The 22,188-nt window shown below is 64.7% G+C and carries 24 protein-coding genes; 17 read left to right on the top strand and 7 right to left on the bottom strand.

Features of this window, described 5'->3' with window-relative positions; genetic code table 11:
• Nucleotides 1–12: 12 nt before the first annotated feature.
• The 7 genes from JG743_RS02470 to JG743_RS02440 all read left to right on the top strand — a co-directional run bounded on the left by JG743_RS02470 (nt 13) and on the right by JG743_RS02440 (nt 4,436).
• Entirely contained in the window at nt 13–606 is a 594-nt protein-coding gene (locus JG743_RS02470; RefSeq protein ID WP_202297893.1) for a hypothetical protein, read from the top strand.
• A gap of 58 nt (nt 607–664) precedes the next feature.
• The gene (locus tag JG743_RS02465) at nt 665–1,270 is read left to right on the top strand and encodes a glutathione S-transferase family protein (RefSeq protein WP_202297891.1); all 606 of its coding nucleotides are present in this window, start codon (nt 665–667) and stop codon (nt 1,268–1,270) included.
• Complete coding sequence (gene ureE, locus JG743_RS02460) at nt 1,267–1,872, top strand: urease accessory protein UreE (protein ID WP_202297889.1); 606 nt, start codon at nt 1,267–1,269, stop codon at nt 1,870–1,872. The genes JG743_RS02465 and ureE overlap by 4 nt, the downstream gene beginning before the upstream one ends.
• Nucleotides 1,865–2,536 (top strand): urease accessory protein UreF, encoded by a 672-nt coding sequence (locus JG743_RS02455; protein ID WP_446720899.1) that lies wholly within the window; start codon nt 1,865–1,867, stop codon nt 2,534–2,536. The genes ureE and JG743_RS02455 overlap by 8 nt, the downstream gene beginning before the upstream one ends.
• On the top strand, nt 2,533–2,973 hold the full coding sequence (locus JG743_RS02450) for a DUF3995 domain-containing protein (RefSeq protein ID WP_202297885.1): 441 nt from the start codon (nt 2,533–2,535) through the stop codon (nt 2,971–2,973). The genes JG743_RS02455 and JG743_RS02450 overlap by 4 nt, the downstream gene beginning before the upstream one ends.
• Entirely contained in the window at nt 2,970–3,602 is a 633-nt protein-coding gene (ureG, locus tag JG743_RS02445; protein WP_202297882.1) for an urease accessory protein UreG, read from the top strand. The genes JG743_RS02450 and ureG overlap by 4 nt, the downstream gene beginning before the upstream one ends.
• Before the next feature lie 66 nt (nt 3,603–3,668).
• Nucleotides 3,669–4,436 carry a class II aldolase and adducin N-terminal domain-containing protein gene (locus JG743_RS02440; RefSeq protein ID WP_202297880.1) on the top strand — a complete coding sequence of 256 codons (768 nt, stop codon included), beginning with the start codon at nt 3,669–3,671 and terminating at the stop codon, nt 4,434–4,436.
• Between the two features lie 100 nt (nt 4,437–4,536).
• On the opposite strand, the gene JG743_RS02435 is transcribed toward JG743_RS02440, so the two are convergent.
• Complete coding sequence (locus JG743_RS02435) at nt 4,537–5,169, bottom strand: HAD family hydrolase (protein ID WP_202297878.1); 633 nt, start codon at nt 5,167–5,169, stop codon at nt 4,537–4,539.
• Nucleotides 5,170–5,423: 254 nt separating this feature from the next.
• Here JG743_RS02435 and JG743_RS02430 point away from each other — a divergent pair, with 254 nt between their 5' ends.
• A complete protein-coding gene (locus tag JG743_RS02430; RefSeq protein ID WP_202297876.1) occupies nt 5,424–6,380 on the top strand; it encodes a sugar-binding transcriptional regulator in 957 nt (318 codons plus the stop codon).
• A 21-nt stretch (nt 6,381–6,401) separates the two neighbouring features.
• Here the strand turns inward: JG743_RS02430 and JG743_RS02425 are convergent, their stop codons facing one another.
• Nucleotides 6,402–6,587, bottom strand: coding sequence for a hypothetical protein (locus tag JG743_RS02425; protein ID WP_202297874.1), 186 nt, complete (start codon nt 6,585–6,587; stop codon nt 6,402–6,404).
• A gap of 111 nt (nt 6,588–6,698) precedes the next feature.
• On the opposite strand from JG743_RS02425, the gene JG743_RS02420 reads away from it, so the two are divergent.
• From JG743_RS02420 to JG743_RS02380, 9 genes are all read left to right on the top strand, one after another.
• A complete protein-coding gene (locus JG743_RS02420; protein WP_202297872.1) occupies nt 6,699–7,607 on the top strand; it encodes a LysR substrate-binding domain-containing protein in 909 nt (302 codons plus the stop codon).
• A gap of 197 nt (nt 7,608–7,804) precedes the next feature.
• Nucleotides 7,805–9,115 carry an ABC transporter substrate-binding protein gene (locus JG743_RS02415; protein ID WP_202297871.1) on the top strand — a complete coding sequence of 437 codons (1,311 nt, stop codon included), beginning with the start codon at nt 7,805–7,807 and terminating at the stop codon, nt 9,113–9,115.
• 140 nt (nt 9,116–9,255) lie between these two features.
• Nucleotides 9,256–10,128 (top strand): carbohydrate ABC transporter permease, encoded by an 873-nt coding sequence (locus JG743_RS02410; RefSeq protein WP_202297869.1) that lies wholly within the window; start codon nt 9,256–9,258, stop codon nt 10,126–10,128.
• A gap of 11 nt (nt 10,129–10,139) precedes the next feature.
• Nucleotides 10,140–10,964, top strand: coding sequence for a carbohydrate ABC transporter permease (locus tag JG743_RS02405; RefSeq protein WP_202297867.1), 825 nt, complete (start codon nt 10,140–10,142; stop codon nt 10,962–10,964).
• A 53-nt stretch (nt 10,965–11,017) separates the two neighbouring features.
• Nucleotides 11,018–12,022, top strand: a complete 1,005-nt coding sequence (locus JG743_RS02400; RefSeq protein ID WP_202297864.1) for an ABC transporter ATP-binding protein — start codon at nt 11,018–11,020, stop codon at nt 12,020–12,022.
• On the top strand, nt 12,019–12,789 hold the full coding sequence (locus JG743_RS02395) for an L-iditol 2-dehydrogenase (RefSeq protein WP_202297862.1): 771 nt from the start codon (nt 12,019–12,021) through the stop codon (nt 12,787–12,789). Before JG743_RS02400 ends, JG743_RS02395 begins: the two co-directional genes overlap by 4 nt.
• Before the next feature lie 177 nt (nt 12,790–12,966).
• Nucleotides 12,967–14,445 (top strand): mannitol dehydrogenase family protein, encoded by a 1,479-nt coding sequence (locus tag JG743_RS02390; RefSeq protein WP_202297860.1) that lies wholly within the window; start codon nt 12,967–12,969, stop codon nt 14,443–14,445.
• Between the two features lie 15 nt (nt 14,446–14,460).
• Entirely contained in the window at nt 14,461–15,144 is a 684-nt protein-coding gene (locus JG743_RS02385; RefSeq protein ID WP_202297858.1) for an HAD family hydrolase, read from the top strand.
• On the top strand, nt 15,141–16,727 hold the full coding sequence (locus JG743_RS02380) for an FGGY-family carbohydrate kinase (protein WP_202297857.1): 1,587 nt from the start codon (nt 15,141–15,143) through the stop codon (nt 16,725–16,727). Before JG743_RS02385 ends, JG743_RS02380 begins: the two co-directional genes overlap by 4 nt.
• On the opposite strand, the gene JG743_RS02375 is transcribed toward JG743_RS02380, so the two are convergent.
• The 5 genes from JG743_RS02375 to JG743_RS02355 form a co-directional block, all read right to left on the bottom strand.
• Nucleotides 16,683–17,825 carry an ABC transporter ATP-binding protein gene (locus JG743_RS02375; RefSeq protein ID WP_202297855.1) on the bottom strand — a complete coding sequence of 381 codons (1,143 nt, stop codon included), beginning with the start codon at nt 17,823–17,825 and terminating at the stop codon, nt 16,683–16,685. The two genes, JG743_RS02380 and JG743_RS02375, sit on opposite strands and share 45 nt — an antisense overlap.
• A gap of 2 nt (nt 17,826–17,827) precedes the next feature.
• The gene (locus JG743_RS02370) at nt 17,828–18,874 is read right to left on the bottom strand and encodes an NAD(P)-dependent alcohol dehydrogenase (RefSeq protein WP_202297853.1); all 1,047 of its coding nucleotides are present in this window, start codon (nt 18,872–18,874) and stop codon (nt 17,828–17,830) included.
• Nucleotides 18,875–18,889: 15 nt separating this feature from the next.
• Nucleotides 18,890–19,702, bottom strand: coding sequence for a carbohydrate ABC transporter permease (locus tag JG743_RS02365; RefSeq protein WP_202297851.1), 813 nt, complete (start codon nt 19,700–19,702; stop codon nt 18,890–18,892).
• 11 nt (nt 19,703–19,713) lie between these two features.
• Nucleotides 19,714–20,580 carry a carbohydrate ABC transporter permease gene (locus tag JG743_RS02360; RefSeq protein ID WP_202297849.1) on the bottom strand — a complete coding sequence of 289 codons (867 nt, stop codon included), beginning with the start codon at nt 20,578–20,580 and terminating at the stop codon, nt 19,714–19,716.
• A gap of 110 nt (nt 20,581–20,690) precedes the next feature.
• On the bottom strand, nt 20,691–21,965 hold the full coding sequence (locus tag JG743_RS02355) for an ABC transporter substrate-binding protein (RefSeq protein ID WP_202297847.1): 1,275 nt from the start codon (nt 21,963–21,965) through the stop codon (nt 20,691–20,693).
• Nucleotides 21,966–22,188 lie beyond the last annotated feature (223 nt).

Genomic DNA, 22,188 nt, shown 5'->3' with positions numbered 1-22,188 from the left:
TAGTGATCAGGCATGGCCACCGAAATAGCCTCCCCCCACGACGTCTTCCCGCATATCCGCATCGTCATGGGCATGGTCATCGGCCTTGGCGTCACCCGGCTTCTGTCGGGGGTCGCCCGCCTCGTCCAGCATCCCGGGCAATACAAGCTCTATCCAGTGCACCTGGCCTGGGTCGGCTCGATGCTGTTGCTGCTGGTGCATTTCTGGTGGTGGGAATTCGGCCTCTACACGCTGGCGACCTGGACCTTCGGCAAGTACCTTTTCATCATCTTCTATGCCGTCACGCTGTTCCTGCTCTGCGCGCTGCTGTTTCCGGATTCGATGCTCGATTACACCAGCTACGAGGACTATTTCTATTCGCGCCGCGCCTGGTTCTTCGGCCTGCTGGGCACCACCTACCTGCTCGACGTGATCGACACGCTGCTCAAGGGGAAGCAGCATTTCGCCCGCTACGGCCACGAATATCTGATCCGCACGCCGGTTTTCGTCGGCCTTTGCATCGCGGCCATCCTGGTGCGCGACCGCCGCTTCCACGTCGCCTTCGTCGCCGTCACGCTGATCTATCAGGTATCGTTCATCCTGCGGCTCTTCGACACCATCGTCTGAGTGCCATTGGGCTCAACGTGGCAATGGGCTAGGGTTTCAGAAAATGCAGGATCGAACCATGTACAAGGCCGTCGGGTCGCGCGGATCCAGGGTCAGTCGCGTGCTCTGGATGCTCGAGGAACTCGGGCAGCCCTATGAATTCGTCGAGGTCAAGCTGCGCTCGCCCGAAGCCTACGCGCTGAACCCGTCCGGCAAGGTGCCGATCCTGATCGACGGCGACCTCAAGGTGACGGATTCGGCGGCGATCTGCGTCTATCTGGCCGACAAGCATGCGGACAAGGGCATGGGCGCCAACCCGGGTCTCGCCGGCCGTGCCGAGATGGATTCCTGGATGCATTTTGCCCAGTCTGAATTCGAGGCGCCGCTGTGGAACAAATTGCGCCACCGCTTTCTGTTGCCGAAGGAGGTCCGGGTCGATGTCGGCCCCGCCGCGGCTCATGACTTCGCCACGGAGGTCAAGGCGCTCGACCGCCGGCTTGGCGAAAAACCCTTCGCGCTGGGCGACCGCTTTTCCGCTGTCGACGTACTGCTCGGCGACATGGGTGCCTGGGCGCGAGCCGGCAGATTCCCGATCGACTCCGGGCGCGTCGACGCATATTTCGAACGCGTGCTGTCGCGTCCGGCGCGTGCGAGGGCGCAAGCCAATGGCGGAGCCATGAGATGAAACTGAACATCAACACCGATTTCACCAAGTTCCCGCGCGCGGTCTCCGTGCTTGCCGCCGGCGCAGCCGGAGCGGCCGCCCCCTATGCCAGGGCCGTGCTTGCCCATGACGAGCGCCACCTGCGCCGCCGCGCCATCGAGACCGAGGGCGGCGACAAGGTGCTGGTCGACCTGCCCGAACCTGTCGCGCTGAACAATGGCGACCGGCTGGTGCTGGAGGATGGCCGCCAGCTTGAAATCGTCGCAGCACCCGAAGAGGTCTACGACATCCGCGCCCGCGATGCCGTGCATCTCACCGAGCTCGCCTGGCACATCGGCAACCGTCACCTCGCAGCGGCGATCGAGGCGGGCCGCATCCTCATCCTGCGCGACCATGTCATCAAGGCGATGCTGGAAGGGCTGGGCGCCACGGTGAGCGAGGTTTCCGAGCCGTTCAAGCCGGTGCGCGGCGCCTATTCCGGCCATGGTGGCCACGATCATGGCCACGCGCACAGCCATGCCGAAGCGCACTCCCATGCGCATGGCGGCGAGCATTCGCACAGCCACGCGCACAGCCATTCCCATTCGCACGATGAGGACCACCATCACCACCACCATGACTGAGCAGCCATCCGGCATCGCCCTGCTCCGGCTGATGGTATGGCTGTCGCCGGCCTTTCCGGTCGGCGGCTTCTCCTACAGCCATGGCCTCGAACGCGCCGTCCATGACGGTCTGGTGGCCGACCGGCAAAGCCTTGCGGCTTGGCTGGAGACGCTGGTCGAGATGGGGTCGGGCTGGAACGACGCCGTGCTGTTCGCCGAAGCCTGGCGGCGCGCCGGCGACGCTGGCGATCTCAACGAAGTCGCAATACTTGCCGAGGCGCTCGCCGGCTCGCGCGAGCGCCATGCCGAGACCATGTTGCAGGGTGCTGCCTTCCTCAAGGCCGCCTCGGCCTGGCCAAGCCCGGTACTGGAGCGCCTGCCAGCCGACTGCGCATACTGCGTCGCGGTCGGCGCCGTCGCCGGCGGCCACGGCATCAGCCTGGCAGACTCGCTCTCCGCCTTCCTGCAGGCCTTCTTCTCCAATCTTGTGCAGGCCGCGATCCGGCTCGGCGTCGTCGGCCAGGTCGACGCCACCGCATTGTTAGCCGGCTTCGAACCGCTGGCGTTGACGACGGCCACCCGCGCGGCGGTCTCCTCGCTCGGCGATCTCGGCGGCTGCGCCTTCGTCTCCGACGTCATGGCGATGCGGCACGAAACCCAATATTCCCGGCTGTTCCGCTCATGATCGTGCTCGCCTTCGCGCTCTCGCTCGTTCTGCTCATCATCACCGCGCTGCATGTCTATTGGGGCATCGGCGGCATCTGGCCGGGCACGGATGCCAAATCCTGCGCCCGTGCCGTCGTCGGCTTCCGCGGCGTCGACGAGATGCCGTCGCCAGGCGCAAGCTTTGCGGTCGCCGCCTGCCTTGGCCTGGCCACGCTCTGGCCGCTGGCGCTCGAGGGTGTTTTCGCCTCGCCCTTTCCCAAGGCGGGCCTTGCCGCCACTTCGCTGCTCATCGCGCTGGTCTTCCTCGGGCGCGGCATCGCCGGCTTCACGCCCTGGTGGCGTCGATTGACGCCCGAGCAACCTTTCGCGCGGCTCGACGTCAGCCTCTATTCGCCACTCTGCCTGCTGATCGGGGCAGGCTTCGCAATCCTCGCCATCACGGAGTTTTCCGCATGACCCAGGCCAATGGTCCCCTTCGCATCGGCATCGGCGGCCCTGTCGGTTCCGGCAAGACCACGCTCACCGAAAAGCTCTGCAAGGCACTGCGCGACGACTTCTCCATCGCCGTCGTCACCAACGACATCTACACCAGGGAAGACGCCATGATGCTGGCCCGCCTGCAGGCGCTGCCGGAGGAGCGCATCGTCGGCGTCGAGACGGGCGGCTGCCCGCACACCGCCATCCGCGAGGACGCCTCGATCAATCTGCAGGCGATCGCCGAGCTGAACCGGAAATTCCCCGATCTCGACATCATCTTCATCGAATCCGGCGGCGACAATCTCGCCGCCACCTTCTCGCCCGACCTTGCCGATCTCACGCTCTACGTGATTTCGGTCTGCCAGGGCGAGGAGATCCCGAGGAAGGGCGGCCCCGCCATCACCCGTTCCGACTTCCTCATCATCAACAAGAGCGATCTGGCGCCCTATGTGAACGTCAACCTCGACGTGATGGAGAGCGACGCCGCCCGCATGCGCGGCAAGCGGCCGTTCGGCTTCACCGACCTGTCGCGCGGCAAGGGCCTGCGGGAGGTGATCGACTTCATCGTCGAGCATGGCGGCCTGCAGTCGGCGCGCACGGCGGCCTGACCCATCAGTTTGCCGTTGCTGGCCGGCCTGGCGCGCGGCATTCTCGCCAAAACCGGAGGATTTTCGATGAGCATCGCCCGCCTGCAGAAGGAACCGCTGACCAACCTGCCCTTCTACGAGGAGCGGGTCGACCTCGCCTGTGCCTTCCGCTGGACGGCGCGGCTCGACATGCACGAGGCGGTGGCCAACCACTTCTCGCTGGCCGTCAACGATGACGGCACCAGATTCCTGATGAATCCCAACCAGGTGCATTTCTCGCGCATCAAGGCGAGCGACCTGCTGCTGATCGATGCCAACGATCCTGAGACGCTCTCCGGCCCCAACGCACCGGACCCGACGGCCTGGGGCCTGCATGGCGCCATCCACCGCAACGTGCCGCACGCGCGTTGCGTCATGCACGTGCATTCGATCCACGCCACCGTGCTCGCGTCGCTGGCCGACTCCCGCCTGCCACCGATCGACCAGAACTCGGCGACGTTTTTCAACCGCCATGTCGTCGACGCCAATTATGGCGGGCTGGCCTTCGATGAGGAGGGCGAGCGCTGCTCGCAGCTTCTGACCGATCCGAAGGTCAAGGTGATGGTCATGGGCAACCACGGTGTACTGGTCATCGGCGACACCGTCGCCGACACGTTCAACCGGATGTTCTATTTCGAGCGCGCCGCCGAGACCTACATCAAGGCGCTGTGGACCGGCCGGCCGTTGCGCACCCTGTCCGACGCCATCGCCGAGAAGACCGCGGCGGAGGCGAACGACTATCCCGGCCAGGCTGAACGCCACCTAGCCGAACTGAAGGCGATCCTCGACGAGCAGGAACCGGTCTACCGGAACTAGAGCATGATCCCGAACCGAACGTCCGCGCCAGCGATAAGCGGGAACCGGTTTTTGCTTCGCTGACCTGCGGTTCGGACAAGATCATGCGCAGCTAAGAGCCTTACAGCCCGAGCTCTTTGCGCAGTTCGTCCGCGCTGTTGATGACGATGGCCCCCGGCGGCCCCGCCATCGGCGCTTCCGGCCAGAACATCGTGCGCATGCCGGCCGCCAGGCCGGCCATGGCGCCGGTAATGCTGTCGTCGACCGCTACGGCCTGGGCCGGATCGACCTCTGCCAGATGCGCGGCCCGCAGGAACGGTTCGGGGTACGGCTTGCCTTCACGCACGTCGTTTCGGCTGATCGTCCTCATGCCGGGATAGATCAGGCCGACGGCGCGCAGATTGGCATCGACGATCAGCCTGTCGGAATTGGAGACCACCGCCTGCTGCACGCCGCGTTCGCGCAATTCGTTGAAGATCTCGATCGCGCCCGGACGCGGCTTCAGCGTCTCGGCCAACGGCAGATAGTGATCGTATTTGCGCACGATCCAGTCGTCGAAGGGCAGGTCGAGGCCGAACTCGTCGCGCAGCATCTCGTAGACCGGCCATGCGGCCACGCCCAGCACCCGCTCGTGCAGATTGGTCGGCGGCGCGATGCCGACGCTGCGCAGCGCCGCTACCAGCGCCGCCTCGTGCAGCGGCTCGCTGTCGACCAGCGTCCCGTCCATATCCCAGAAAACCGCTTTCGGCGTCATGCAAGGCTCCTTTGCCGATCCCCTTAATCGGTTTGCGCGCCGAGATAAACCGTCAAGCCGGCGATCCTGGTCCGCTTGGCAGCGCGAAACCTCCCCTTGCTGCCGGGGAAATGCCGCCGTCGAAGCGATCGTCCTCGCTCCGGGCCGGATAGAGGACGTTGGCAATTGCCCTGTCGATAGACAATTGCGCCTTGCCGCATTCCCCTTGTAAGCTAGGGTATCCGTTCCCCGTTGGGCGGTTTGGGAGGCAGGACGTGAATTCGCGGCAGGACAGCGGCAGCAACCGGTTGGACGACGCGGCGCGCGCCGGCTGGCTCTATTATGTTGCCGGCAACACGCAGGACCAGATCGCCGCCACGCTCGGCATTTCGCGGCAGACGGCGCAGCGGCTGGTGTCGCTGGCGGTCTCGGAAGGGCTGATCAAGGTGCGCGTCGACCATCCGATCGCCAATTGCCTCGACCTTTCGGCGCGGCTCAAATCGCGCTTCGCGCTCGATCTGGTCGAAGTAGTGCCGAGCGATCCCACCTCATCCTCGACGACGATCGGCGTCGCCGAGGCCGCCGCGGCCGAGATCGAGCGGCGGCTGCGCTCGCCCACCCCCATCGTCATGGCGATCGGCACCGGGCGCACGCTGAAGGCGGCGATCGAGCAACTGCCGCCGATGGAATGCCCCCAGCACAAGGTGGTGTCATTGACCGGCAACATCTCGCCGGACGGCTCGGCCGCCTTCTACAACGTCATCTTCACCATGGCGGACCGGGTCAAGGCGCGGTCCTTCCCGATGCCGCTGCCGGTCATCGCCTCCTCGCCGGAGGAGCGCGACATGCTGCTCAGCCAGCCAATGATCCAGCCGACGCTGGCGCTGGCGGCGGAAGCCGACGTCACCTTCGTCGGCATCGGCGATCTCGGAACCAAGGCTCCGCTCTATGAAGACGGCTTCATTTCCGAGGCCGAGTTGAAGTCGCTGCAGAAGGCTGGCGGCATCGCCGAGATCGTCGGCTGGGTGTTCGACCGCGAAGGCCGCATGATCGAAGGCATCACCAACGACCGCGTCTCCTCGGCGGCGCTGCCGTCGCGCGAGAAGTCGCTGGTCATCGCGCTTGCCATGGGCGAGCGCAAGCTGCCGGGCATTCTCGCGGCCGTGAACCGGCGGCTGGTCAACGGCCTCATCACCGATGAGCGGACCGCGGCCGCCCTGCTGGCCAGCTGACGGTCGATAAAATCTGGACGGCTATTCGTGGCGCCCGCTTGGGTCGTTGCCGTCAAGAAAACCCATGTCGCGCTGCAGATGCGGCGACAGGTCCCGGACATCGACATAGTTGCGCCTGCGGCCGGCAAACCGCAAGAATTCGCGCGCCAACAGGGAAAACCAGCCGTGCGCCGGGGTCGAAACGAGCTTTTCCTGGACCGTGGTCATGATCGTCAGCCTTCGCTATTCTTGAACTGCTTTGATCGTCGAACCCCAAATATCGGGTTGGCAGCTTCGCGCTTCCAATCAAACCTCGATCATGACCCATAAGGAGGTTTTATGCCCGATCTGAGCTCCCCGCAGCTCGCGCCGCTGCCGCCACTGCAGGCGATCCGCGTGTTCGAAGCCGTGGCTCGGCATCTCTCCTTCACCAGGGCAGCGCAGGAACTCGGCATGACCCAGGCCGCCGCGAGTTACCAGATCAAGCTGCTCGAGGAGCGCATTGGCGCGCCTTTGTTCCTGCGCCGTCCCAAGCAGATCGAACTGACCGGGCCCGGTCAGCGCCTGGCGCCCGCCGTCAGCGAGGCCTTTGCCATTCTGGGGCAGGCCTACGCCGCCGCGCGTGGCGGCGCCGACGGCCTGCTGTGCGTAACCACGGTGCTGACCTTTGCCTCGAACTGGCTGGCGCAGCATCTGGGCTCGTTCCAGATCGCCCATCCCGCACTTGCCGTGCGGCTCGATACGTCGAGCCGCCTGACCGATTTCGCGCGCGAAGATGTCGATCTCGCCATCCGCTCGGGCGGCGGCAAATGGCCGGGCCTGGAGGCGCACAAACTGCTCGACGCCGATTTCACGCCGATGCTCAGCCCGAAGCTCGCCGCGAGCATTGGCGGGGTCAATGAACCTGCCGATCTCCTGCGGCTGCCGATCCTCGATCCTGGCGATATCTGGTGGACACAATGGTTGGAGGCTGCCGGCGTGCACTCGCACGACCTTGCCAAGCGACCGGGCAGCAGCATGGGTGCGCAGGCCTACGAGGCCAATGCGGCGATCGCCGGCCATGGCGTGGCGATCCTGACCAGAGCGCTGTTCAAGGCCGAACTCGCCGACGGCCGCCTGATCCAGCCTTTCGACCTCGTCGGCGACGATGGCCATGCCTACTGGCTGGTCTATCCGACGGCGCGGCGCAACGTGCCGAAGATCCGCGCCTTCCGCGACTGGATCCTGGCCGAGATCGCCTGCCAATAGACTGACTCCCCCAAAAAGCCCGGCGCGCCGGCAAAACCTGCCGGTCTGCCTTCACGCGACTCCCTGTGCCTCGAAGGGTAGTGCACGGCCATTTGTGCTGCGCTGCAGCATCGATTCCGGCTTGACATAATTCACGCCAGGTGAGTAATTGCTCACAGCCAAGGCAAATGCTCACTTTGGTTTATGGGAGGAATTTGATGAAACTTCGCACGCTCACCCTGGGCCTGTTGTCGGCCAGCGCCCTCGCGTTCGCCGCGCATGCCGAATCCATCACCATCGCCACCGTCAACAATGGCGATATGGTCCGCATGCAGAAGCTGACCGACGACTTCACCAAGGCTAACCCCGACATCCAGCTGAACTGGGTCACGCTTGAAGAAAACGTGCTACGCGAGCGCGTCACCACTGACATCGCCACCAAGGGCGGCCAGTACGACGTCATGACCATCGGCACCTACGAGGTTCCGATCTGGGCCAAGCAGAGCTGGCTCTTGCCGCTCGATAAGCTCGGCGACGACTACGACGCCAAGGACATCATCCCGGCCATCGCCGGCGGCCTTTCGGTCGACGGCAAGCTCTACGCCGCGCCCTTCTACGGCGAGAGCTCCTTTGTCATGTACCGCAAGGACCTGATGGAGAAGGCCGGGCTGACCATGCCCGACGCGCCGACCTGGGACTTCATCAAGCAGGCCGCCGACAAGATGACCGACCGCGCCAATGGCGTGAACGGCGTCTGCCTGCGCGGCAAGGCCGGCTGGGGTGAGAACATGGCTTTCCTTACCGCCATGTCGAACTCCTTCGGCGCGCGCTGGTTCGACGAGAACTGGAAGCCACAGTTCGATCAGCCCGAATGGAAGAACACGCTGCAGTTCTATGTCGACCTGATGAAGGCCGACGGCCCGGAGGGCGCTTCGTCCAACGGCTTCAATGAGAACCTGGCGCTGTTCCAGCAGGGCAAGTGCGGCATGTGGATCGATGCCACCGTCGCTGCCTCCTTCGTCTCCGATCCGAAGAACTCCACGGTCGCCGACAAGGTCGGCTACGCTCTGGCGCCCGACAACGGCCTCGGCAAGCGCGGCAACTGGCTGTGGGCCTGGTCGCTGGCCGTTCCCGCCGGCACGCAGAAAGCCGATGCTGCCGAAAAGTTCGTGTCATGGGCCACCAGCAAGCACTACGCCGAACTGGTCGCTTCGAAGGAAGGCTGGGCCAACGTTCCGCCCGGAACGCGCACCTCGCTCTATGCCAATGCCGAGTACCAGAAGGCGGCGCCCTTCGCCAAGATGACGCTGGACTCCATCAATGCAGCCGATCCGACGCATCCGACCGTCAAGCCGGTGCCTTATGTCGGCGTGCAGTTCGTCGCCATTCCTGAATTCCAGGGGCTCGGCACCACGGTCGGCCAGCTATTCTCGGCAGCCCTCGCCGGTCAGTCGAGCGTCGACGACGCGCTGAAGCAGGCGCAGGATGCGGCCACCGCGGCGATGACCGAAGGCGGTTATATCAAGTAAGGCTCCTCCCGGTGCCGAACGCCGGTAGCGCATCATGACCGGCATTGGCCGCCCGAATCCCAGTTCGGGCGGCCACCTTCACAATCTCGAGAATTCTGGCACAACTCTGAAATCTGGCTGACCTTTGGAGGGTGACCGTCATGGCTACTCAGCAGACCCGCTCGCTTGCCCGTTTCATGATGGCGCCATCCGTGGTGCTGCTGTTCGTCTGGATGATCGTGCCGCTGGCACTCACCCTGTGGTTCTCCTTCCAGCAGTACAATCCGCTCAACCCGATCCGCGACGGTTTCGTCGGCTTCTCCAACTACGCGCTGTTCTATTCCAACCCGGCCTTCCTGCAGTCGATCCTCAACACGCTGACCATCGTCGTCAGCGTGCTTCTGATCACGGTGATCGGCGGCATCCTGCTGGCGATGCTCATCGATCAGCCGATGTGGGGACAAGGCATCGTCCGCATCCTCGTCATCTCGCCCTTCTTCGTCATGCCGCCGGTGGCGGCGCTGGTGTGGAAGAACATGATCATGCATCCGCAGTACGGCGTCTTCGCCGATATTGCGCGCTTCTTCGGCGGGCAGCCGATAGACTGGTTCGGGCAGCATCCGCTGACCGCCATCATCATCATCGTCGCCTGGCAATGGCTGCCATTTGCCACGCTGATCCTGTTGACCTCGCTGCAGTCGCTCGACGGCGAGCAGAAGGAGGCGGCGGAGATGGACGGCGCCGGCTTCCTCAGCCGCTTCATCTATCTGACGCTGCCGCACATGTCGCGCGCCATCACGGTGGTGATCCTGATCCAGACGATCTTCCTGCTCTCGGTCTATGCCGAGATCCTCGTCACCACCAATGGCGGCCCGGGCTATGCCTCCACCAACCTGCCTTTCCTCGTCTACCAGAAGGCGCTGCTGGAGTTCAAAATCGGCCAGGCATCCGCCGGTGGCGTGATCGCCGTTATTCTCGCCAACATCGTCGCCTTCTTCGCCATGCGCGCGGTCGGCAAGAACCTGGACAAGTAAGGGAGGACAAGATGGCTCGCGCAGTCACCACCCAGCACAAGACGATCGCCACCGCGGCCGCCTGGATCGTCGCCCTGCTGATCTTCTTCCCGATTCTGTATACGATCATCACCTCGTTCAAGTCGGAGCAGGAGGCGATCCAGGGCTTTGCCTTGATCCCATCGGGCACCATGGAAAGCTATTCCGAGGTCCAGGCGCAGAGCGGCTATTTCAAGTTCTTCCTGAATTCGGTGATCCTGTCGGTCGGCTCGACCATCCTGGCCCTGCTCGTCGCCATTCCGGCGGCATGGTCGATGGCCTTCTCGCCGAGCAAGCGGACCAAGGACATCCTGATGTGGATGCTGTCCACCAAGATGATGCCGGCGGTGGCGGTGCTGTTCCCGATCTACCTGATCTTCCGCGACACCGGCCTGCTCGACAGCCGCATCGGCCTGATGGTCATGTTGATGCTGATCAACCTGCCGATCGTGGTGTGGATGCTCTACACCTATTTCCGCGAGATCCCGGGCGAGATCCTCGAAGCAGCGCGCATGGACGGTGCCTCGCTGTGGAACGAGATCGTCTATGTGCTGACGCCGATGGCGGTGCCGGGCATCGCCTCGACCATGCTGTTGAACATCATCCTGGCCTGGAACGAGGCGTTCTGGACGATCCGGCTGACCACCACCGAAGCCGCCCCGCTCACCGCCTTCATCAGTTCCTTCTCCAGCCCGCAAGGCCTGTTCTGGGCCAAGCTGTCGGCGGCCTCGACGCTGGCTATCGCGCCGATCCTGATCATGGGCTGGTTCAGTCAGAAGCAGCTGGTGCGCGGCCTGACATTTGGTGCTGTGAAATAACAAGCGGCGCCGCAAGCGGCGGACGACGGACAATAATCCCTCGGGAGGAAACCATGGGAAACATCACGCTCAAGAACGTCTCCAAATCCTTTGGGTCGACGACCATCATTCCGAACATCGACCTGGTCATCGAGGATGGCGAGTTCGTCGTGTTCGTCGGCCCGTCCGGTTGCGGCAAGTCCACGCTGCTGAGGCTGATCGCCGGGCTGGAGGACACCAGCGGCGGCACCATCAACATCGACGGCCGTGATGTCACCGGCGAGGCGCCGGCCAAGCGCAAGCTGGCCATGGTGTTCCAGTCCTATGCGCTCTATCCGCACATGACGGTCGCCAAGAACATTGCCTTCCCGCTGAAGATGGCGGGCGAGGACCAGGCGACCATCGACAGGAAGGTGAAGGACGCAGCCAGAGTGCTGAACCTCACCAACTATCTCGAACGCCGGCCGGGCCAGCTCTCCGGCGGCCAACGCCAGCGCGTCGCCATCGGCCGCGCCATCGTGCGCCAGCCTTCGGCGTTCCTCTTCGACGAACCGCTGTCCAATCTCGACGCCGCCTTGCGCGGTACCATGCGGCTGGAGATCAGCGAGCTGCATCATCAGCTCAAGACGACGATGATCTACGTCACCCACGACCAGGTCGAGGCCATGACCATGGCCGACAAGATCGTCGTGCTCAATGCCGGCAATGTCGAGCAGGTCGGCTCGCCCATGGAGCTCTACAAGACACCGAAGAACCTGTTCGTCGCCGGCTTCATCGGTTCGCCCAAGATGAACCTGATAGAGGGCGCCCCGGCGGCGAAATATAGCGCCAAGACCATCGGCATCCGCCCCGAGCACATGAACATCTCGACCACGGCGGGCGACTGGAAGGCGACCGTCGGCGTCGCCGAGCATCTCGGCTCCGACACCTTCCTGCATGTCCAGGCCGACGGCGTCGGCACCTTGACGGTGCGCGCCGATGGCGAGCTGGGCGTCCGTCATGGCGACACCATCTATCTGACGCCCGACCAGGCCAAGCTGCATCGCTTCGGCCCCGACGGAAAGGCGATGGCCCGGTGAGGCTGAAAGGCAAATCGGCGCTGATCACCGGGTCGGCGCGCGGCATCGGCAAGGCCTTCGCCGAAGCCTATGCGCGCGAGGGTGCAACGGTGGCGGTTGCCGACATCGATCTGGAGGCCGCCGAAAGGACGGCGGCCGGGATCGGCGACAAGGCCTATGCCGTGAAGCTCGACGTCACCGACCAGGCCTCCATCGAGGCGGCGGTGAAGGCGGTCGAGGCCAGGACCGGCGGGCTCGACATACTGATCAACAACGCCGCCATTTTCGACCTCGCGCCGATCGTCGAGATATCGAGGACGAGCTACGACAAGCTGTTTACGGTCAATGTCGCCGGCACGCTGTTCATGCTGCAGGCGGCCGCCCGCTCGATGATCGCGCGCGGCAAGGGTGGCCGGATCATCAACATCGCGAGCCAGGCCGGCCGGCGCGGCGAGCCACTTGTTGCCGTCTACTGCGCCACCAAGGCTGCCGTCATCTCGCTGACCCAGTCGGCCGGGCTCGACCTGATCAAGCACCGCATCAATGTCAACGGCATCGCGCCCGGCGTCGTCGACAGCGACATGTGGGATCACGTCGATGCGCTGTTTGCCAAATACGAGAACCGGCCGAAGGGCGAGAAGAGGCGGCTGGTCGGCGAGGGCGTGCCGTATGGGCGCATGGGCAGGCCGGAAGACCTCGCCGGCATGGCCGTGTTCCTGGCCAGCGACGAAGCAGAATACATCGTCGCCCAGACCTACAATGTCGATGGCGGCCAATGGATGAGTTGATGGCGATGAGTTGAGGGGGAAGGCGTCTCTCCCTGCCTCCGAGGAGAAGGCGCCGTCGGGCAGGTGAGGGGCGGCCGAAGCTGGCAGGCAGGTGCCGCCCCTCACCGCCACTCCATCTTCCGGGGAACGGGAGAGGTGGAATTGTCAGGCCATGTATCGGCCAAAGGGTAAAAGCAGATGACCGTGAAACTCTCTTCCTCAAGCCTCGCCAAACTCCCCGCGAAAGTCTCCGGTCCGAAATACGACCGCGCCGGGCTCAAGGCCGGCATCGTGCATTTCGGTGTCGGCAATTTTCATCGCTCGCACCAGGCCGTTTACCTCGACGACCTGTTCAACGCGGGGCTCGGCCATGACTGGGCGCTGGTCGGCGCCGGTGTATTCGACGGCGAAAAGGTCGGCCGCGCCAAGCTCGAGGAGCAGGACTGGCTGACCACGGTGGTCGAGCAGGACTCCGGCCATATGAGCGCTCGCGTCACCGGCGCCATGATCGATTTCCTGATGCCCGGCGAACCGGCCGCGATCATCGAGCGGCTTGCCGATCCGGCGATCCGGATCGTCTCGCTGACCATCACCGAAGGCGGCTATTTCATCGATCCGGCTTCCGGTGTGTTCAACCCGACCCATCCCGACATCGTCGCCGATGCGCAAGCTGGCGCCGTGCCGAAAACCGTGTTCGGCCTTATCCTTGCCGGGCTGGTGCGCCGTCGCGCCGACGGCATCGTGCCGTTCACCGTCATGTCCTGCGACAACATCCCTCATAACGGCCACGTCACCTCGGATGGCGTCATCGGCCTGGCGCGGTTGATCGACGAGGATCTGGCCACCTGGGTGAAGGACAACGTCGCCTTTCCGAACGGCATGGTCGACCGCATCACGCCGGCCACCACCGATCGCGAGCGCGGCATCCTGGCCAGCGATTTCGGGCTGGAGGACAACTGGCCGGTGTTCTGCGAGCCGTTCCGGCAATGGGTGCTGGAGGATCGTTTCACCGACGGCCGCCCGCCGCTGGAAAAGGTCGGCGTGCAGTTCGTCAAGGACGTCGCGCCCTACGAATTGATGAAGATCCGCATCCTCAATGGCGGCCATGCCACGATCGCTTATCCGGCCGGGTTGATGGACATCCACTTCGTCCATGAAGCGATGCAGGAGCCGCTGGTACGCGGCTTCCTGGCCAAGCTGGAGCGCGACGAGATCATCCCGACCGTGCCACCGGTGCCGGATACGGTGCTGGAGGATTACTACCAGCTCATCGAGCGCCGCTTCTCCAATCCCAAGATCGGTGACACCATCCGCCGGCTTTGCCTCGACGGCTCCAACCGGCAGCCGAAATTCATCATTCCGACCATCGCCGACCGGCTGAAGGCCGGCAAGGGCGTCGCCGGCCTCGCGCTGGAGTCCGCACTCTGGTGCCGCTACTGTTTTGGCACTACCGACAGCGGCGCCGTCATCGAACCGAACGATCCGAGCTGGGACCGCATGCAGGCGACCGCGAAGGCTGCCAAGGACGCGCCCGGCGCCTGGCTGGCGATGGAGGACATCTATGGCGATGTCGGCCGCTCCGCCGCCTTCGCCGAGGCCTTTGCCCATGCGCTCAACGTCTTGTGGGCAAATGGCGCGCGCGAAACCTTGACGCGCTATCTCGCCGGGAAGCTCTGAGTCTGACGCGAAGCCATGACGCCCGAACTGGTCATCTTCGACTGTGACGGCGTGCTGGTCGACAGCGAGGCGCTGTCGGTCTCGGCCCTGCTCGGCATGATCGCGCTCGCCGGCGGCACGGTCTCGGAGGATGCCGCCTACGAGCACTTCCTCGGTAAGAGCATGAAGAGCGTGCGCGAGATCCTCGGCAGCGACTTCGGTTTGGAGATCAGCGACCAGCAGCTGACAGCCATGCGCGTCGACCTGATGCGCAAGTTCCGTGAGGAATTGAAGCCGATCCCTGGCGTCAAGGAGATGCTGCCGAAGCTTGCCCTGCCGTTCTGCGTCGCCTCATCCGGCACGCTGGAGCGCATCCGCTACGCGCTCGACGTCACCGGGCTGCTCGGGCTGATGGAGCCGCATCTCTTCAGCGCCACCATGGTGAGGCGTGGCAAGCCCGCGCCGGACCTTTTCCTCCATGCCGCCGCCAGCATGCGGGCGAAACCGCGCAAATGCCTGGTCATCGAGGACAGTCCGGCCGGCGTCGCCGCGGCCCGCGCCGCTGGCATGCGCGTCTTTGCCTTCACCGGCGGCTCACATGCCGAGAACCCTGCCTTGAAAGCGCGGCTTGCGTCGAGTGAACCGGACTTTATATTCGCTGACATGCTGCAATTGCCCGATCTGATTGCAGGCCTGGGAGCGAGAGTAAAAGCATCTTGACGAACAGTTTCGTTTGCGCGGTCGACGTCGGCACCGGGAGCGCCCGCGCGGGTATTCTCGATTCCCGTGGCACCTTGCTGGGCCGCGCCGATCACCCGATCGCCATGCATCAGCCCAAGGCCGATCATGCCGAGCATGATTCGGCGGATATCTGGGCGGCGGTCTGCAAGGCCGTGCGGGCCGCGCGCGAGAAGGCCGGCGTGACAGTGGAAGACATTGTCGGCATTTCTTTCGACGCCACCTGCTCGCTGGTGGTGCGCGACCGGCAAGGCGGCCAGCTCAGCGTGTCGGTCACCGGCGAGAGGCGCTGGGACACCATTGTCTGGCTCGACCATCGCGCCATCGCCGAGGCCGATGAGTGCACGCGAAGCGGCCACGCCGTGCTCGACTATATCGGCGGCGTGATGTCGCCGGAAATGGCGACGCCGAAGCTGATGTGGCTGAAGCGCAAGCTGCCCGGCACCTGGAATGAAGCCGGCTACCTATTCGACCTCACCGATTTCCTGACCTGGAAGGCGACCGGCTCGCTCGCCCGCTCGCAGTGCACGCTGACCGCCAAATGGACCTATCTGGCGCATGAGAAAACCGGCTGGCGGCGCGACTTCTTCGAGACCGTCGGCCTTGGCGACCTGTTTGAGCACGGCAATCTGCCGGAAAAGGCCAGTCCGGTCGGCGCCGATATCGGCCCATTGACCGCGCAAGCGGCGGCCGAACTTGGCCTGACCGAAAAATGCCGCGTCGGCGCCGGTGTCATCGACGCCTATGCCGGCGCGCTCGGCGTGCTCGGCGGTTTTGCCGGCGACGAAAAGAACATCAGCCGGCATCTGGCGCTGATCGCCGGCACCTCCTCCTGCGTCATGGCGATGTCGCCCGACCCGCAGCCTTTCGCCGGCGTGTGGGGGCCATACTACGGTGCCGCGCTGCCCACGCTCTGGCTGTCGGAGGGCGGCCAGTCGGCGACCGGAGCACTGCTCGACCACATCATCCGCTGGCACGGCGCCGGCGGCGAGCCGAATACCGCCATGCATGCCAAGATTGCCAGGCGCGTCGCCGAATTGCGTGCTGCCGAAGGCGAGGCATTAGCGGCGAGGCTGCACGTGCTGCCGGATTTCCACGGCAACCGTTCGCCATTGGCCGATCCGCACGCCGTCGGCGTCGTCAGCGGGCTGACGCTCGATTCCTCCTTCGACAGCCTGTGCAAGCTGTATTGGCGCACCGCCGTCGGCATCGCGCTTGGCGTGCGCCATGTGCTGGAGGCGCTGAACGAGAACGGCTACCTGATCGACACGCTGCATGTGACCGGCGGCCATACCAAGAATCCGCTGCTGATGGAGCTCTACGCCGACGCCACCGGCTGCACGGTCATCGAGCCGCTGGCCGACGAGGCGGTGCTGCTCGGCACCGGCATGGTAGCGGCCACCGCGGCCGGGCTCTACCCCGACCTGAACGCGGCCTGCGTCGCCATGCAGCAGGGCGGCAGGAAGCGCGCCGCCAATCCAGCGGCCGGCGCCCGCTTCGACCGCGACTACCGCATTTTTCTAGAGATGCACCGGCAGCGCCAGGCGCTCGACGCCATCCAGTAGACCGGTGGCCTGCCGCTTGCGCAGAGATGCGCCTGATGCGGCATCGAAGAGGTGGATGCTTTCCTCCTCGAATGTGTAGCGCACAGGCGCCTGCAACGCCGGGCATTCGCGCGCCGGCACCAGCGCGCTGACCTCCCTGCCGCCCGAGCCGAACGTCACCAGCGCGTCGTTGCCATGGAATTCGATGAGATCGGCCGTGCCTTGCAAGACGTTCCGGCCGGCATCGGCGCCGGCCGTCTTCAGGTCGGGCGGCCGGATGCCGAGCACAGCGCGATCGCCATGCTGGAGGTGGAACTCCTGGCCCTCGATCGAAAACACTGTCCCGGCGCCAGTGAGTGTCCAGCCGTCTCCGGCCCGGCCGATCGTCACCTCGACAAAGTTCATGTTCGGCGTGCCGATGAAGCCGGCCACGAACAGATTGCCGGGCCGGCGATAGATCTCCGCCGGCGAGCCGATCTGCTCGATGACGCCATCCTCGAGCAGCACGATGCGGTCGGCCAGCGTCATCGCCTCCAGCTGGTCGTGAGTGACGTAGACGGTCGTAGTCTTCAGCGACTGGTGCAGCCGGGCGATCTCGATGCGCATATGGTTGCGCAGCTTGGCGTCGAGGTTGGACAGCGGCTCGTCGAACAGGAACACCTTGGGCGTCTTGATCATGGCGCGTGCGATCGCCACGCGCTGCTGCTGGCCGCCGGAAAGTTCGGTCGGCTTGCGGCCGAGATAGGGTTCCAGGCCGAGCGTCCTGGCAACGGCTTCGACCCGTTTCCTGATCTCGGCCACGGGCACCTTCTGCCGCTTCAGCCCGAAGGCGATGTTGTCGAAAATCGTCATGTGCGGATAGAGCGCGTAGTTCTGGAACACCATGGCGATGCCACGATCGCCGGGCTCGAGGTCGTTGACCACCTTGCCGCCGATCGACACCTCGCCGCCGCTGATGTCCTCGAGTCCGGCCAGCATGCGCAGCAAGGTCGACTTGCCGCAGCCGGAGGGGCCGAGGAACACGACGAATTCGTGCTCCTCGATGCTGAGGTTGAGGTCGCGGATGACGGTGGTTGCGCCATAGGCCTTGTCGACATGGGAGCAGATGATTGCGGACATGATCAGCCCTTCTCGCCGGTAAGCAGGATCTGCAGCTTGACGTCCTGCGGGTTGCCTGCCGCCGCCCGCTCGAACGCCTCGATGCTGTCGGAGAAATCATAGGTGCCGGTGATCAGCGGCTTGAGGTCAACCTTGCCGGAAGCAATCAGCTGCAGGGCGCGGTCGAAGATGTTGGCGTAGCGGAACACCGTCTCGATGCGCGCTTCCTTCGAGATCGCCGCCGGCACGTCGAGGCTGACCGGCTCCACCGGCAGCCCGACCAGCACCACCGCGCCGCCCGGCCGCACGACATCGAACAGGTTGGCGAAGGCTTTCGCATTGCCGCTCGCCTCGAAGACGATGTCGGCGCCCCAATTGTCGGTCGCGGTCGCGACGGCATTGACCAGGGATCGCTCGCCGATGTTCACCGGCGCGATGCCCGCGTACTGCGCGGCGATCTCCAGCTTGGGCGCCGAGAAATCGGAGATCAGCACTTTCGAGCAGCCGCCGGCCAACGCGGCGAGCGCGATCATGATGCCGATCGGGCCGCAGCCGACGACGACGGCGACATCGCCGGGCACGATGCGCGCCCGCGCCGCCGCCTGCATGCCGATGGCGAAGGGTTCGACCATCGCGCCTTCGGCGAAGGAGACGTTGTCCGGCAGCCTGTAGGTGAAGGCCGCCGGATGGACGGTGTAAGGCGCAAGCACGCCGTGCACCGGCGGCGTCGCCCAGAAACGCACATCCGGATCGACATTGTAGATGCCGAGCTTCGTCGCGCGCGACGACAGGTTCGGCACGCCCGGCTCCATGCAGACGCGGTCGCCGACCTTCAGGCTGGTGACGTTGGCTCCGACCTCGACGATCGTGCCCGAGGCCTCGTGGCCGAGCACCATCGGTTCGCGCACGACGTAGCTGCCGATGGCGCCGTGCGTGTAGTAGTGCACGTCGCTGCCGCAGACGCCGACGGTGTGGATGGCGATCCTGACGTCGTCCGGTCCGACGTCGAGCGGCAGCGCGATCTCGCGCAGCGATAGTTCGCCCTTTTTCTCAAGTACCAGTGCCTGCATCGGGTAATCCTCGCATCAAGTCTTTTTTTGCCGGAAAACGGAATTCAGGAAGCCGCTGAGCACGCCGAGGAAAAGCAGCGGCGGCAGCGACAGAAGCACCACCGAGGCGTTGAGGATCCCCCACGGCACGTTCATGCCCTGCTGCGACAGCTCCGAGGCGACGATCGGCAAGGTCTTGGCGTTGGAACTCGACAGCATCAGCGCGATCAGGAACTCGTTCCAGACCAGCACGAAGCTGAAGGCGATGGCTCCCGCGAGCGAGCGAGCGGCGACGGGCAGCGCGATCCGCCAGAACACCGAATAGGCACCGTAGCCGTCGACGAAGGTCGCCTCCTCGATCTCCTTCGGCACGCCCTGGAAGGCAGGGATGGCGAGCCACATGATCACCGAGATGGTGAGCAGTGAATAGGTGACGATCAGCGCCGGCAGCGTGTCGTAGAGCCCGACCTGCAGCCAGATCACCATCAGCGGAATGGCCACCGCCACCGGCGGCAGGAAGCGCAGCGACAAGACGAAGAACTGGATGTCGCCGGCGAAGCGGTTGGGGTAGCGCGCCACCGCATAGGCCGCCGGCAGGCCGAGCGCGACACCGATCAGCACGGCAAAGCCGCAGGCGACCACCGAATTGTAGAGCCCGGTCAGGACGCTGTCGCGGCCGAGTATGTAGGCGATGTTGGCAAGCGTCGGGGTAAAGACCAGGCGCGGCACGCGCGTGATGATGTCGACATTGTTCTTCAGCGCATTGAGCGCCGTCCAGACCAGCGGGAACACGGCCAGGAAGCCGGCCAGCGCCAACATGGCCCTGGCGATCAGGCGGCCCAGTCTCATGCGATACGGTCTCATGCCTGCACCCGCTTCCAAAGCATGGTGAAGGTGATCACCGTCGCGATCATCATCAGCACGGCCATCGCCGAGGCGTAGGAGACCTTGCCGGACTCGATGAAGCCTTGCGAGAAAGCATACATGTCGAGCGTCTCGGTCGCCACGCCCGGTCCGCCGCGCGTCATCACATAGATCAGGTCGAAGGAGCGCAGCGATTCGATCATCTTGACGAACATCAGGCTGATCAGCGGCGCCTTGAGCATCGGCAGGGTGACATAGGCGTGGATCTGCCAGCGCTTCGCATGGTCGAGCCGCGCCGCCTCGATCGGCTGCGGCGGCAAGGTTTCGAGCAGCTTCAGCACGATCACCGCGAAGAACAGGCCCCACTGCCAGACATCGACCGAGGCGACGGCGAACAGCGCGGTCGAGGCCTTGGAGAGCGGATCGAAGATCAAGCCGCCGGTGATGAGCCGGTAGGGATAGGTGGCGATGCCATAGAGCGGGTGATAGGCGAATTTCCACACGAAGGCCGCCGACACGCGCGGCAGCAGAACCGGGATGATGAACAGCAGGCAGTAGACATTGCGCAGGCGCGGCGACGCGACCTCGAACATCAGCACGCCGAGCCCAATAGCCACCACCATGGTCGCCACCACGGTGACGATCTCCCATTTGACCGAGACCCAGACGGCGTTGAGGAAGCGCCGGTCGAGGAAGAGATCGATGAAATTCGATAACCAGACCCAGGAATAGCCCGACGAACTCAGCTCGCGGTTCTGCAGGGCGATGACGATGGCGTAGAGCGTCGGCACCATCGACAGCACCAAAAGGATGATGAGCGTCGGAACCAGAAATGTGACGGGCAGGGAAGAGCGTCGGCGCATGGCCTATCCTCTCGGGCCTTTCAGGTGTTGGTGGTCGTGTGAAGAACCCGCGGCGCGCAGGTCCCGGCATTCCGGCGAATGCCGCGGACCGCGCGCCGCGGGCGGGAGGACTACTTCTTCTTCACCAGATCGTTGGCGTAGGCCTCGAGCTCGTTGAGACCGCCCTTGATGTCGGTGCGCGTGCCGGTGACCAGTTCTTCGAGGATGATGCCCCAGCGGTCGCCGAGATCGGGCCAGCGCGGATCCTGCCAGAAGTTCACCGCCGTGACCTTGCCGGTTTCGGCCAGCGCCTGGCCGAGGTCGGCGCCGTAGATGTCGGCGAATTCCTTGCTGGACAGGATGCTGGTGCGGTTGAGTTCGCCGAACTGATGCGCGTCGAGCCGGCGCTTCTCGTTCTCCTTCGACGTTGCCCAGGCGACGAACAGGCCGGCGCATTTCTTCGCGGCGTCGTCCGGGTTGGCCTTGGTCGCAATGGCGAGGCCATGGCCGTAGCCGCCGCCCGGAAGCGGCGCGGGCGGCGGCAGGAAGCCGACCTTGCCGACCACCTGCGAGGTCTTCGGGTCCACCGCCATGCCGGACAGCGGCGTCGATTCGACCAGGATGGCGACCTGGCCGGAGAGGAAGGCGCCGGTCGATTCATCCCAGCTGCCGGTCTGCGTGCCGGGCGCCGAATCCTTGAACAGCTTGAGGTAGGCCTCGGTCGCCTTGACGGCGGCGTCCGAATTGAAAGCCGGCTTGTCGCCGTCGAACCACTTGCCGCCATAGGCCTTGAAGTAGGGCATCCAGCGCCAGACATTGGCGCCCGAGCCACGCGCACCACGCAGCGCGATGCCGTACATGCCCTTGTCCGGATCGGTCAGCTTCGGCACGTCGGCGATCAACTCGTCCAGCGTCTTCGGCGGCTGGATGCCGGCGGCCTCCAGCACGTCCTTGCGGTAGACCATCAGGTCGCCGCCGCCGGTCAGCGGCGCGAACCAGACCTTGCCGTCATAGGTGGCGACCTTCTGCCGGCCCGGATCGAAATCGGCGAAGTCATATTCAGCCGGGTAATAATCGGTGAGCGGCGCGATCCAGCCGGAGGACGCGAACAGCGCGACATTGGCTTCGTCGACATAGTAGACGTTGTAGTTGCCGACGGTGGAGGCGTCGGCGCGCGACTTTGCCCGGCGGTCGTTCTCGTTGAGATAGTCGATCTGGAAGCCGGCGCCGGAGAGCTTCTTGAACTCGTCCTTGGAGTCCTCCAGCAGCGTCAGTCCGTCGCGCGGCTGCGCCAGCACCTTGACCGGCGCCGAGCAGACCGGCGCCTGCGCCAGCGCGATTGTTGAAGTCGAAGCGGTAAGCACGAGAGCTGCGCCCAGGCTGGCAGCGAGCCGAGTTGATTTCATTGGTTTTTCTCCTCCAGGAATAGTCGCGGGAAGCGGCTGTCCTCGGGCTAAGCGACCCTCACCGTCGCCCGAGCGACTTGCCACCCGTCGCCAAAATGAGGAGTTGCAGGGGGCCAAGCTAGAAGCCTCGTTGCAGTAAACCTGTACTTTTATGCATTGTGCAGCGCAAAACGCGCCCCAGGCGGAGTCGGTCCGTCACATGAGTATCAGTGCCGCTTGGGAA

The organism is Mesorhizobium sp. 131-2-1 (genome assembly GCF_016756535.1).
Classification (GTDB): Bacteria; Pseudomonadota; Alphaproteobacteria; order Rhizobiales; family Rhizobiaceae; genus Mesorhizobium.
This window is presented reverse-complemented; position numbering and strand designations above follow the sequence as displayed.